This is a genomic window from Paenibacillus sp. DCT19, assembly GCF_003268635.1.
Classification (GTDB): domain Bacteria; phylum Bacillota; class Bacilli; order Paenibacillales; family Paenibacillaceae; genus Paenibacillus.
Map to the genome: position 1 here is coordinate 5338392 of NZ_CP029639.1, position 13974 is coordinate 5352365.

The following is a 13974-nucleotide window of genomic DNA, read 5'->3' on the forward strand; positions in this document are numbered from 1 at the left end:
CTTCACGAACCCCTTATCCAATAATCATTTTGCCTTCCGGGTACCTGTATAACTCTTTACCCTTTTTCTGTCCAAGTGCATACGCTAGCGTAATCGGCCCGAGTCGACCCGCAAACATGGTAAAACAAATTAATAGCTTGCCAAATGTGGTCAGCTTCAGTGTAAGTCCCATAGATAAACCTACGGTGCCAAAGGCCGATGTCGTCTCAAATAAAATCATTAAAAAGCTGCTATCCTCTGTTGTACTCAGTATCATGGTTACCGTTATAATGAGCAGCAGTGCAAGCAATGTGATCGTAAGTGCTTTGAAGATCCGCTCCTGTACTAGCCTGTATCTAAAGAAAACGATATCCTCCCGACCACGCATCATGGCAATAACCGCACCGATCATAATCATAAACGTAGTCGTTTTGATTCCACCCCCTGTCGAACCAGGGGATGCCCCAATGAACATCAGTATAATCATAAAAAATTGCGTAGCTTGCCTCAAGCCGGCTATATCCACCGTATTGGCACCAGCTGTTCGAGGTGTCACCGATTGAAAGAACGAACCGAGAATTTTACCACCCCAATTCAGCCCACCAAGTGTTCGCGGATTGTTGAACTCGAAGACAAAGATCACTAAAGCTCCCAATACAATAAGTAGACCCGTCGTTAACAGCACAACTTTGGAGTGCAGCGAAATCTTACGGGTTTTATGATAATCAATGAGATCGGACAATACGACGAAGCCAATTCCCCCGGAAATAATGAGGAACATCGCCGTGAAGTTTACCAATGGATCATAGACATAACTCGTCAAACTGCGAAAATCGCCAAACATATCAAAGCCTGCGTTATTAAACATCGATATCGCATGCCAGTATCCGTAATACATAGCTTGCCCCAGCGGCATATCAAAAGACCAACGAATCGCGAATAATGTGCCACACACCACTTCAATAATGAGGGAATACGCCACGACTTTGCGAATAAGCCGTACAATACCTTCCATCGTGCTCTGGTTCATCGCTTCTTGTAAAATGAGCCGTTCTCGCAAAGAAATTCTACGTTTAAATGCAATTGCCACGAGTGTAGCCATCGTCATGAAGCCTAGTCCACCAATCTGGATTAAAAAAGCGATGATAACTTGACCAAGCACCGAGAAATGAGTACCTGTGTCTACAACGACCAATCCAGTCACACAAACGGCTGATGTTGCCGTGAATAGTGCATCAATAAAAGAAAGGCTTTCCCCACTCTGACTCGATGCTGGAAGCATTAGCAATAATGTTCCTAGCAGAATAATCCCAGCAAAGCCGAGCACCAGAATCCGAGGCGGGGACAGGTTCAGCCATTGAACATTTAATTTCACTTATGGATCATCCACCTCTACTAAAATGAAAACAACTCCACCATGTGGAGTTTCAACCTAAACGGTATGATTCGTATGGATTTAACGTATACATAAATGTTGAACTATATTGTATTCGTTCCCTTAATACGTTGCAGACATGCGGATTGTTACACATTTGCTTCAAAAATTATAATCGCTGGAACGTTTGCGAACAAAACGATTTTTGATGAAATAGCATCGAATTTCGCCAAAAAGGGAAAAACTCAGATATCGGTATGGATTGATCTGATTATTTCGATCATTTTCATTCATTTTCAAGGATTTACACAGGTTCTCGTTTCGCTATTGGCGTTCAAGGCTTCGCCTGTGATATCTTTACTTTAATATCCATATTAATAAAGGAGGAAACATATTAAATGAATCCCTTAGGGCAGCCTTTAGAACTCAAAGCGAACTTCAAGCGTTTAGGGTTGCTTGCGGCGATCGGCCTGATTCTGTTTTTCGTTTTTCAGATCCTTCCATCTACGTCATCTCAAACGACAGACATCACGTCCACACCCGTTATAAGCAAGGAGCAAGCAACGCAATCAGCAAGATCCTTTGCGGCTTCCGTGGCCGATTATACCCTTCCTAGCAACGAAGAAGAGCCTCTGGTAACGTACCAGACCCATTCAGACATATACGGGTATATGTCCAAAACGAAGCAACTAGATGCTTACAATAAGCAATGGGAAGCTACCTATCCCTATGATGTATACCGCGTACGTTTGGTCGATAACGATCGAGGCGGTTACTTAAATGTCGACGTACATATGAAGACTGGCAAAGTGGTCGGATTCACCCGAGAGCTTCCTTCTTCCCTCTACGCTTCGGCTAATGTTGAAGAAGATCAACAGAAACCCGATGCGACGATTCGTGTGGCTGAAGGAAATATATCTTTAGAACAGAAAGAACGTCTTGCTGCAGGTGTACTTACCGAATTTGGATATGAAATTCCCAAGCTCCAGTTAGATACACAGGATGGAGAAGGTGGACTGAAATATACGGACTTAGATAAGCAAATCGGGGACTCCAACCTGGAGTTAAACTTTACGTTTGAAGGTGGCGCGGTTCGTTCCTTTGAAGCTGTTTTCTCCGTGCCTGACTCCCATACCCAGTATGTAAAAGATCAGACGCGCCAGGCTAACTACATGACATATGGTGGTTACGCATTTTTGACGTTTGTACTCGGCGTATTGGCGATCATCTACAGTATTCTAACAAGAGCGCACACTTCGTTTAAGCGTGGCATCATCTTATCCTTGATTTATTTTGCAGCTTCCGTTATTGGTACGTTGAATATGCTGCCACTCTTAAAATCTCAAGGATTAAACAGCTTCATGCTCAGCTTCCTCATAATATTTCAGATTGGAGTCACGCTCGTCATGAGTGCCACGATCTACCTATCGCTCGTTGCGGGTGATGGGATGTGGAGAAAAATCGGGCTGAACCCTTGGCCACGTGCCAAAGAGCCGGGATACGGTAAATATGTGCTTCACAGTATGTATACAGGTTATCTCTGGGCACTGATCTTGCTTGGTGTGCAATCCATTCTTTTCTTCATCTTAGAGCGTAGTATTGGAACCTGGTCAACAACATCTGCCGATCAATCCACATACAATATGAGCTATGCATGGCTCTTCCCAATCATGGCTTGGATGGCTGGGATCGGGGAAGAGACCGTCTATCGTTTATTCGGTATCCGCATGATGCAGAAGATCGTACGCAACACCTTTATCGCTTGTCTTATTCCGACCATCATCTGGGCATTAGGACATACCTTATATCCAATCTATCCGGTCATTACACGACCAATCGAATTAACTGTGATTGGACTCCTGTTCAGTTTCATTATGCTACGTCATGGCTTTATCGCGGTTGTTTTCAGCCATGTAATATTCAACAGCCTCTTGATGGGTCTGAGCCTTGTCTTCATGGGTGATGCATTCAACGTTTCCGCAGGAATCTTCTGGATTGTACTTCCTGCAATCGTGGGTTATGTCATCTATAAATGTAATCCAAACAAAAAAGAGAAGCCGTATGTCACGACTCCTCATCACGAAGTGCTGCAATAATCTGATTTGCCAGTTTGTCACCAATAGATAGAGGCCGGAAGTCTTCGACGCTGGCCTCTTTTATTTTGCGTAAAGAGCCAAAGTGCTTGAGCAAAAGCTTACGTCTTTTCTCTCCAATGCCCGGAATGGAATCCAAACGTGAAGTTACCATTGATTTGCCACGTTGCTCTCGGTGGAACGAAATGGCGAATCGGTGAACCTCCTCCTGAATCCGTTGCAGCAAATAAAACTCTTGGCTATCTCGCGGTAGCGAAATAACCTCCGGTGGGTTACCAATCATCAGTTGGGATGTTTTGTGTTTGGCATCCTTCACCAGACCACATACAGGAATGAACAAACCTAATTCGTTCTCCAGCACATCCACTGCCGCAGAGATCTGGCCTTTACCTCCGTCCACAACGATCAGATCCGGCTGAGTGAGGTTCTCTTTCAATACACGTTCGTATCTACGACGAATAACCTCTCTCATCGTCTCGTAATCATCGGGGCCTTCAACGGAACGAACCTTGTACTTACGGTACTCTTTCTTATCCGGTTTGCCATCTGTGAACACAATCATAGCCGAAACGGGATTAGTTCCTTGGATGTTCGAGTTATCAAACGCTTCAATTCGGCGTAATTGATCCAGCCCAATCCAGCGCCCTAGACCTTCCGAGGCTTTCGATGTCCGTTCCTCGTTACGCTCAATTAGTCTGAATTTCTCTTCTAACGCCACGCGTGCGTTGTCCACAGCCATCGTAATCATCTGCCGTTTCAAACCGCGCTGCGGAATATGGACCTTGATCTCCAGCCATTCTTGTAACGCAGCGGCTGCCTGGGCTGGCTCTTCCAATCCTGCGGGTTGCGATTCACGCGTTGATGAAGTTGAATCTGGATCGTTATGCTCGGGATCCTCCGTAAGAGCCGTTGATTCCTCTAGAGCTGATGGAGTCTGTGCTGGCTCCATATTAGTTTCATAGGTTACAGACGTTTCGGCCACAAGGGGTTCGTCGGTCTTCACCTGCCACTGCTCTTCCGTCGTCTCCGCGGTTACTGCTGCAGAAACTACTGCTTCTGATTCAGCCTCGTTTTGAATAGTGTCAGCCACTTCCAGCTCTTTAGGCATGTCAGGCAATAAAATCTCTTGCGGCAATGCCGGGTTGTCGCTGTAATACTGAGTCACGTAGGACATGAAATCACTGTACGCTTCGCCGTAAAACGGAAATGTGGATACGTGACGTTCGATCATTTTACCCTGACGCATATATAATATCTGGACACACATCCAGCCTTTATCAATAGCAAAACCAAATACATCACGGTCTCTGGCGTCCGCCATGGTGATCTTCTGTTTTTCCATAATTGCATCAATGGCAATAACCTGATCACGCAGCTCTTTAGCCCGTTCAAAATACAGATCCTCAGCAGCCTCCTGCATTTTGCGCTGTAGATCCTTCTTAATCTCTTCATGCCCACCACTCAGGAAGGAACCAATCTCTTGGGAAATCTCATCGTACTGCTCTTTGTTGACTTCCTCGACACAAGGTGCAAGACATTGACCCATGTGAAAATAGAGACAGACTTCCTTCGGCATCACTCCGCATTTACGTAATGGATACATCCGATCCAGCAGTTTTTTCGTTTGATGAGCCGCATACGAATTGGGATACGGTCCAAAATACTTGGCTTTATCCTTCAGCACCCGCCGGGTTACTTCGAGCCGTGGATGCTTTTCATTCGTGATTTTGAGATAAGGAAAGGTCTTATCATCCTTGAGCAATACGTTATAACGAGGCATATGCTTCTTGATTAGATTACACTCTAGAATAAGTGCTTCCATATTACTGCCCGTCACGATGTATTCGAAATCGCGGATTTCGGATACGAGGCGTTGCGTTTTACCATTATGACTACCCATAAAATAAGACTTAACTCGGTTCTTCAGAACTTTCGCTTTACCTACATAAATAATCGTACCTTCTTTGTTCTTCATCAGGTAACAGCCAGACATATCTGGCAGCAGCGCCAGCTTGTGACGTATATGCTCTAATGCTTTTTCTTGCTCTTGTAAATCTGTCATAAATCCGTCCATCACTCTGTGAATCCTCCTTCCCCGAAAAGGTACACATCAATTGTTCACTTCACACTTCAAGGGGATTAATTATGCCCTCGCCATTTTCATTTATAATACACGTTCAAAAGGGTGGTTTTCAGTGCTTCTTATAATGAATAGTATACTTTATATTGTCCTATATGATAGCATTCGACGCAAAACGCCCCCGGCATATAAACCGGAGGCGAACGTTAAGCCTAGTGTCTTATTGGTGTTTCTCAATAATTCCTTTGAGTGCATCTTTAGAGTTCAGACCAACCACTTTATCAACCGGTTGACCGTCTTTGAAGAAGATCAATGTTGGAATGCTCATTACGCCAAAGCGAGAAGCAGATTCCGGATTTTCGTCCACATTGACTTTTGCAATTTTCACTGCATCGCCAACTTCAGTGGACAGCTCTTCCAGGATTGGAGCGAGCATTTTACAAGGACCGCACCAAGGCGCCCAGAAATCAACAAGAACCGTTCCTTCTCCTTCGACTTCTGCGTTAAAGGATTGATCGGATACGTTAACAATAGCCATGATAATTGTCCTCCTTATATATGCTTACGGTTATTATAACCTGTAACGTCGTGAACGACACTTCCAGTATAACACATGTACTCTTGACTTGTGAAATGAACGGAACAATGTTCATCTATCAAACATCAAATCTTCATAATTATTGATTTCAGGTGTAAATGCAAAATCTTTACAAACGCTTTCTTTTCCAAGTATACTGAACTTACTCCGGGTTTCAGCACCAATAAAGTGCAGGTTCAAAAAGGGTGGTTTTCAGTCCCGAGAAGATGGGATGAAGATAGAAATGGAGTAGCGGAGCGTAGGGAAAACTACGTGAGCAACGGACATTTCGGCTGAATTCCATATTCGATGCTGAGATGCCGTTAGGCATCCATCGTAATCAAAAGTGGACTTTTTGAACTACCTTATATAGGTAGCTGAATATCCCCAAAGGAGGCAATTACATGGATGCAAATGTGCGGATCAGTGACCCGCGTGAACATGTCAACGAAGAACCCCGTAACGATCTATTTGATCTGATTGCAGGTGTAGCTGGCATGGGTGGCCTAATGACCGTGATCTTTTTCGGTATGGTTATCTTCAAATTTCTAACCGAATAGGACAGGACAGTCACACGCAAGATCCAAAAAAGCCTGGCTTTCGCATTGCGAAAACCGGGCTTTTTGCTGAGCATTGTTTAAACTTATTTCAAGCTAGTCGGATCAACGCTTACCCCGCTGATTCTCCCCACGAACGGATACTACATCAACAAATGGACGAATTCGATCCATCAGACGCTGACCCTTGTTCACTTCCTCGCCGTCTTTGCTTGTGAAGCTCAAATGTTTCTCCAGCCCCTCCAAGTTGTAATTCGACGTGTAGAACGTAGGCTTGCGATTCATGCGGTAGTTCAATATGGAACCCATCACATGGTCACGTACCCATGGATTCAGATTCTCAGCTCCAATATCATCAAAGATCAGCAGGTCACAGCTCTTCAGAATATCTGTCGTTTCCTTAACCTTCTGTCCATCCGTAATCATCGATTTCAGATCCTCTACAAAATCAGGCATATAAATGATAACACCGGTATGACCGGCGACCGCCAGTTCGTGCAACAAATAACACATGAGAAACGTCTTGCCTGTTCCAAATGATCCTTCCAGGAACAGTCCATTAGAAGACAACCCATTCTCTTTAGTTTCGTTAATATAACGAAGAACTCGATTTACCGCTGGTGCACGCATCCGATCTTTGCCCATAATTTCCACATCATCATAACCCGCATTTAGGGCACGCTCGTCCACATAGAAACTACGTATTCTTTGTTTAATCAGATGTTCATTCTGCCGAGCAATGTGCTTGGAGCAAGGTGCTTTTTTATCTATAATTTCGGGTTTTCCGTTAAAATGTTCTACTTCCAGCTTGCAAAAATGACCCTGAAAATCGTTAGGACAGTTGTCCAGTCCCGGACAATTCGCACAGTTCTTAGAATCTTTGGCATACTGAAACAGCTTGCTCAGATCAGTCATCATCTGTGTGTCTTTCAGTTCAGGATGACTCGCACGGAACTCTCGTACGTATGGATCATCCATCAATTCTGCCGCGATTCGCCGAGACTGCTCACGAAAGGAAGGGTTAAGCTGCTGAAGCAGTCCTCCCAAGGATTCCATGGCTTCAAGCCCCCTTAATGGTGTCTGTATAGAATGAACAATGAACCGTTACTTATACCATTACGATGGTATAGTAACCTTCAATCGCTTTGTAATTCTACTGTTCATTCTATAGAAAAGCAACCAATAACTCAACTGAAACTGAGCGGATACCTCTGGAAAATAGCATAATCCCTTTGTCACGACACAGATGTCAGATCCTACAAACTAGAAACTTGCACTTATTAAAGCCGAAGACCCACGGTTACAATTTCACATGCTCTCGTCTGCATGATCCATTCTTTACTGGCAAAGGATACGGATGAAGCCCCTTCAATTGGACTAGCCTGTTGCGTTTCTGCCTCTTCCTCCAGTATGTTGCTCTTATACATCGTTTCAAATGACTGTGAATTGGTCTGTGAGGCAGCCAGTCTCAGCGTAGTCGCTTCTGTTGTCATGTTGTACCAGCGAAGCATCAGATCGCCTGAATCCGCATTGACCTTGAGGGATGAAAATGCCACCCCTTCCCCTTGCCACGCAAGTGGGGAATGACTAGGTGTGAGATCGCCTGGATGCACTTCAGTCTGTACCAGCGTCCATGGAACTTGGAACTGATAAGCCTCAATATATGCATCTGCAGATGCAGCACGGCCATGATGCGGGATGATCTCCAGTTGAAACGAATGCTCTCCGATACATTGGGCTTCTGGTGTCGGGAACAATCCCCAGTCTCCGAGTTCACCGACAGCTCGCAGTAAAGTAACGGCAATCGTATTGCGTCCATCCTGAAGGACTTCATACTCGTTCAGACCCAGGTTGGCAACGACTAATCCCACCTGATCCTCACTCACATTCACAAAGCTCTGCTGATGCTGCGTATTGCTAGGATTTTGCCACTCTGTTGCAGGGATATTATCCCTTGTAGTGATTTCGAACATGGAATCCGCATGGTGCACAGCAGTCTTCAGATCCGTTGGGAAAAGAGCCCGCACCCGATGATCCTTCGCTTGATTGTCAAAGGTGGTTTCCATGTGAATTCCTTTTCCACATCGACTGAGCGATAGAACCGTCCGAATCTTTAACGGGATCATTCTCGCAGAACGTTGCGCTTTGCGATATGGATAATAGATCAATTCCCGTTGCTCACGATCCAGTAATTCATCTGCAGACTCAGGAACTTCCCAATGTTGAACAATTTCGTAGGAGACACGATAGGCTGTATCCTCAATGACTCGAATCTCTGCCACAAGATCTTGTGTGGTTCTAGCCACTTCGTTTTCTGGCTGCTTGAACATGTACTCGTTCCCAATATCGCCAACATCCTCGTACATACCAAGATCATGATATGTACGACCTGTTTGTTTATCTGTAAGTGAGAACGAACCGTTGTTTGCAATCACGACCGATAAATGTTCATTTTCCATACCACGCTCTGTATGCCTTAATGCGGCTCCATTGGAGAGCTCTCCTTCATGAACGTCTTCATTAACTCCCCCTTCACTGCGAACCCAGGCAAATGTCTTCAAGCCAAGTGCAGGCACCTTCTCGGCTTCAAAAGTGATTCTGATCCGTCGGCAGCTGTATGGCTGGCGAAAACGGTCATCTGGGAGATCATAGCCGAATTGCAGACCAAGATCATCTACTGTGCATGGAATAGATGTACCATGTTCATCAACCAGAATGCGATTGGATAGGTCAACTTTATTCATCTGAAGAGCCATTTCTTCCAAGGAATAGCCATCACGGAAATATCGGCGCGCAGCATCTAGTTCCATCTGCACAACACCACTACGTTCCCAACCTGTTGTATTGAAGGTAATGAGTGGTCGTGCATCCTCGCCATAGCTGCTAAAAATGGATGTATCCACCATGCTAGCGATCTCGCTGCTGCTCTGCTCAGCCAATGCTTCGGCTACATGACGGCTCTTATCGAATCGCGTGACCATTTCACGATGAACCTCGTCCACACTGCACCCACAGATACTATCATGTGGATGGTTTTGCATTAACGTTTTCCAAGCATATGTCAATTGATCATGCGGATAGGTGTGTCCGAGCAGATACGCATAGGACGCCAGTGGCTCAGCCACTTTTTCCAGCATCGCTTGCCCCAATTGATTCATTTGTTTGAGATACACACGAGCGGAGGCCGTATTCACAAGCGTTCCCCAACCATCCGTACGCTGACTACGCAATTCTCCTTTTACCGTGGATAGCTCATGTTCGGCATTTCCTTTCAGTGCTTCTAGATAATCTGGAAAGTTGGAATGAACAAACTCAATATCGGGGTATAATTGTTCCGCCATCCGAATGGCTTCCGGCAGATCCCGCTGGATCGGCTGATGATCGCAACCGTTCATGTACAACAACTCATTGGTCGAAGCATATTTCTCTGCGTCTGCAAGCTTGGTTTCCCAGAACTTCCGAGCTGAAGCCTCATCCACCGGAACCTCATTCCCGTTCGAGTACCAGTTAGCAAACAAAACACCGAGCACTTTCGATCCATCCGGTCCTTCCCACATCAACTCAGAGAAGCTGGATTCATATCCTTCATCCGATACCGTATTGTTAAAGCCTGTAGGTTTAACGCCCCGACCAAAGAAAACATTATCAATCCCCGATTGCAGCATGAGCTGCGGAGTCTGTCCAACAAGACCAAACGTATCAGGAAAATAACCGATCTTCGACGGTGTGCCATAATGCTTGGCATCCTGATGTCCAACCTGCATATTGCGCACATTGGCTTCCCCGCTCGTCAGGAATGCATCCTGCAAAATGTACCAAGGACCAATCACAATTCTTCCGTTACGGATATGTTTCTCCAGTCGTTCCTTCTGCTCTGGACGAACCTGAAGATAATCCTCAATAATGATCGTCTGCCCATCCAGATAAAAGCTTTTGTAATCCAGTCCCTTATCCAGTTGATCCAACAGCGAATCTACCAGTTGTACTAAACGCATATGATGCTTCTCATACGGCAGGTACCACTCACGATCCCAGTGCGTATGGGAGATAATATGTGCTCTCTTTGATTTTCGAGGTCTGCTTACTGATTCCGTAGTTAGATCTTGGCCTGCTTGTGTGGCTGGTTCTGTATGGTGTTGGGTCATCGTGTTATCCTACCTCTCCGTCTTGTTGTATAATCTCAACCTCATCAGGACGATACACTGCAAGCAACTTGCCATCTGAGTCTGTGGCAAACAGCACGGAACGGTCTTTCTCCAGTTGGAACGTATATGAAACGCCGGTACGTTTATCTCTTACTTGTACTTGATGATTCATTGAAGACTCTGATACAAACACAAATACATTCCCTTTTGGGAAACTAAGCTTCCGCCCGTAGACGCCCGCAATGTCTCCGCCAGATTTCCATTCCAGCTCCTCATGCACACCAGCAATACCCGTCGCATAACGATACAACGCTGCCAGCGGCTCATCCCGTCCGTTTAACTCCAGTGGTAGCGGCGTCCAGATCAATTTACCTTTCCCCCAGGCCCTAACGGTTACCTCATCCGGCTTCCCATAATCCCGACCAGATAACGTCTCCTTCGCCACTTCAGCAATGCGACGCCGTCCATACGTCACACGGTGATTTACTCCATTAAGACTTAACATTTCTTCCCGCTGTACGTTACCCAATGTACGTTTACCCACGATATGATCTGCAAAGTCATTTGGCTTCCAGTAGGCATCCAACCCAAGTGGCCCAGTGATCAGCAGACTTATTCCTTTTTGCTCCGTAAACGCAAACAATTGACGCAATGCATCACGATCCATATTGTGTGCACTCGGTACAATCACTAACTTCGGTGGCTGCTGCTCCAACGCTTCGAGGTGATACTCCGATACGGCGCGAAATGGTAGTTTGAGATCATAGGACATCACACGCGTGAGCTTGGTTGTAGCATCATAAGCCAGGGATCGGTTCGAAAAGTCGTTAGAATAGGGGAATACCACCGCAATCTCCTCAAGCTCCCGATCCTCGAAAAGATCACGAACCTGATCAATAAATCGACCGTAAGCGTACGATACATCCGCCTCCGGTTTCTCCGTACCATCTGCACGAAGCGCTCCAATATGGGACTCATTCGCATTATCCATATAAAAGTTGGTGTTCCATATCCATTGCACCGCTCCTGCACCCCCTGTAGCAAACGCATAAGCGTATTTGCGTTCAAGAATGTGTTGAAGCTCGGCTTCTGTGCGTTTGGCTCTTCCGTCCGGTGTCTCCACATACATAATGCCTGTCTCCTGAATGAGATTTGGCTTATGAGGCGTTTTCGTAAAAATACCATCCCAGATCAGATCATCGTTCAGCCACCAGGAATGTACTGTTGTGTAGTCCACCTCACGTTCATAAAAGAATGGCGAAGGACGCTGTGCGCCAAGGGCCTCGTCCTGTCCAACCGTGACCAGATGATTGGGCACCAGATCCTTAATTGCATGAACAAGCTCTTGAACCCATGCATTGTGCATCTCCATAGAAAAGAGACAATAATCAAGCCAGCGTGTTCCTTTCTTCGCCTTGTGCATATCCTGTACGTCAAAATTAATGTCTTCCGGCTCTGGAATGACTGCGGCTGCAAAATCAGGAAGCTGCTGAGGTGACATGTTCCATGCCTCCTGAAGCACTTCAATCGATTCATGCCGCTGTTGAAGCCACTTCACAAAAGCCTGCTGTTCATGCGAATCCCTAGCAGAACGTGGACCATCTGAGAAAATACGTACTGGATCGAACATGGATGGCTCGTTAATCAGATCCCAATCCACATGGGTCGTATGTTTATGTCGACTGACGATACTGCGGATAAACCGCTTCTGTGCCTCAACACTTTGTGGATCCAAATACGGATTCGTGCCTTCCCATGTCTCGGGTGTAAAGGAGAAGAACGTGAAGGTTACCTGCAAGCCGTGGCGCTTAGCCGTTAACAGGAAGGCATCAATCGCACGTAGCACATCCTCTGCCATATGACCATCCACCTGCATCATATTGCGATAGGCTGTCCAGATTCCTGTTCGAATCCAGTTAATGCCCGCTTTCGCCATCTGTTCCATATCCCGATCCCACACGTCCGCATTCGGCAGGAACAGGAATTTGCGTGCCACATCAGAGGTCATATAGGTCATACCAACCACAGGCAATGGCCGGCCGTCTTTTACAAAATAATCTCTACTGCGGGTGATAACTTCTCCCTCTTCAAGCAATGGAGCATCCTGTCCCCAGAAGCCTTGACGCAGAATTCGCACTTCCCCATCCGCTGCCTGCGCACGACATATGATACGGTATAGTCCAGGCTGCACAGTAATTGGAAGGGGCAGGCGAATGAACTGCTGTTCACCGGAAAGCGTCATCTCAATCTGGTGACTCCATACGTTTTCGGATGTGCCTTTTGCACGATCCTCCCGTTCAATCGTTACATCAAATGTCCACAATTCAGGCGAAATAGATCTGAGTCCTGTACGATTCAAAATCTGGCCTTGGAAGGTCAAAACGGGCTGTTCACCAAGCTCGTAAGTAGCATAATTCGGTTTCAGAGACAGCTCGGTGACACCTCTGGCACAGAACTGTGCCCATCTCAACATCTCCTTCCCACCATCCTGCTCCCAAAAGGAGGTTGTTAGTGGCACATGGACAAACATCCAGCGTGAACCGCTAAACGTACTGCGTGAATTCTCCCATAACACAACAGGAGCTGAGATTTTACGTTCATCCTTACTCCATCCACACAGCAGCGGGTAGATCTGTGTACTCATCGTTCCAGCCGAACCCATCTGGTGAGGCAGATCGCTGTTTTTAGTCGTGTGCGGAACTAGATTCCACGTGTCAGCGATCTGAAACAGTCCCTCTTTGCCAGCAAGAAGAGGAATTTGCTCCGTAGTAGCAATCGTTTGAACTTTGGCAGAAGATACGCTTAATGCCTCATGAATGTATAGTTCTTGATGATATGCCGTTTGCTCCGATTCCACGATCCATACTCCGGCCTCATCTCGCACAGGTCGCTTAAACGGCGCACCTCCGATACTGATCAGACTTCCCCCTGCTGCAGGTAAGCGATAATTGCTGTCCATGCTGACTTTGGAAAATAGGGTGCGTGCAGATTCACCAGACAGCCTCCACCCGCGGTGGAATGTAACAGCTCAGCTAGTTGATGCGCATCTGCAACAACGATTTCTTGTGTCGCTTGCCATGTATCCACAGCCTGCTTGGAAGGGAGAGCACTCTCTACCGGAAAATTGGGGTCAGCAAAAACGATCAGTTTGGGTTTAATCATCTGTGC

Annotated in this window: 7 protein-coding genes and 1 pseudogene; 2 read left to right on the forward strand and 6 right to left on the reverse strand. The window is 46.1% G+C overall.

Going from position 1 to position 13974, the window contains the following annotated elements; translation table 11 throughout:
- Positions 1-13 precede the first annotated feature (13 nt).
- On the reverse strand, positions 14-1354 hold the full coding sequence (locus DMB88_RS24360; protein WP_128103417.1) for a TrkH family potassium uptake protein: 1341 nt from the start codon (positions 1352-1354) through the stop codon (positions 14-16).
- Positions 1355-1752: 398 nt separating this feature from the next.
- Here DMB88_RS24360 and DMB88_RS24365 point away from each other — a divergent pair, with 398 nt between their 5' ends.
- Complete coding sequence (locus DMB88_RS24365; RefSeq protein ID WP_128103418.1) at positions 1753-3450, forward strand: CPBP family intramembrane glutamic endopeptidase; 1698 nt, start codon at positions 1753-1755, stop codon at positions 3448-3450.
- Here the strand turns inward: DMB88_RS24365 and uvrC are convergent.
- Both uvrC and trxA read right to left on the reverse strand, forming a co-directional pair.
- Entirely contained in the window at positions 3419-5521 is a 2103-nt protein-coding gene (uvrC, locus tag DMB88_RS24370) for an excinuclease ABC subunit UvrC (RefSeq protein WP_128104592.1), read from the reverse strand. The genes DMB88_RS24365 and uvrC overlap by 32 nt on opposite strands.
- A 226-nt stretch (positions 5522-5747) precedes the next feature.
- The gene (trxA, locus tag DMB88_RS24375) at positions 5748-6065 is read right to left on the reverse strand and encodes a thioredoxin (protein WP_036605788.1); all 318 of its coding nucleotides are present in this window, start codon (positions 6063-6065) and stop codon (positions 5748-5750) included.
- Positions 6066-6508: 443 nt separating this feature from the next.
- Here trxA and DMB88_RS24380 point away from each other — a divergent pair, with 443 nt between their 5' ends.
- Positions 6509-6664: a YqzM family protein gene (locus DMB88_RS24380; protein ID WP_095292061.1), complete on the forward strand. Its 156-nt coding sequence runs from the start codon at positions 6509-6511 to the stop codon at positions 6662-6664.
- 102 nt (positions 6665-6766) lie between these two features.
- Here DMB88_RS24380 and dnaI read toward each other — a convergent pair whose 3' ends face one another.
- The 3 genes and pseudogenes from dnaI to DMB88_RS24395 all read right to left on the reverse strand — a co-directional run bounded on the left by dnaI (position 6767) and on the right by DMB88_RS24395 (position 13968).
- Positions 6767-7717: a primosomal protein DnaI gene (gene dnaI, locus DMB88_RS24385; RefSeq protein ID WP_128103419.1), complete on the reverse strand. Its 951-nt coding sequence runs from the start codon at positions 7715-7717 to the stop codon at positions 6767-6769.
- A 224-nt stretch (positions 7718-7941) separates the two neighbouring features.
- Positions 7942-10806 (reverse strand): alpha-mannosidase, encoded by a 2865-nt coding sequence (locus DMB88_RS24390; protein WP_128103420.1) that lies wholly within the window; start codon positions 10804-10806, stop codon positions 7942-7944.
- 4 nt (positions 10807-10810) lie between these two features.
- Positions 10811-13968: pseudogene (locus DMB88_RS24395) on the reverse strand (beta-galactosidase).
- Positions 13969-13974: the final 6 nt, after the last annotated feature.

Coding starts and splice junctions, on each gene's coding strand:
- DMB88_RS24365 (WP_128103418.1), top strand. CDS start 1,753: ATGAATCCCTTAGGGCAGCCTTTAGAACTCAAAGCGAACTTCAAGCGT.
- uvrC (WP_128104592.1), bottom strand. CDS start 5,521: ATGGACGGATTTATGACAGATTTACAAGAGCAAGAAAAAGCATTAGAG.
- trxA (WP_036605788.1), bottom strand. CDS start 6,065: ATGGCTATTGTTAACGTATCCGATCAATCCTTTAACGCAGAAGTCGAA.
- DMB88_RS24380 (WP_095292061.1), top strand. CDS start 6,509: ATGGATGCAAATGTGCGGATCAGTGACCCGCGTGAACATGTCAACGAA.
- dnaI (WP_128103419.1), bottom strand. CDS start 7,717: ATGGAATCCTTGGGAGGACTGCTTCAGCAGCTTAACCCTTCCTTTCGT.
- DMB88_RS24390 (WP_128103420.1), bottom strand. CDS start 10,806: ATGACCCAACACCATACAGAACCAGCCACACAAGCAGGCCAAGATCTA.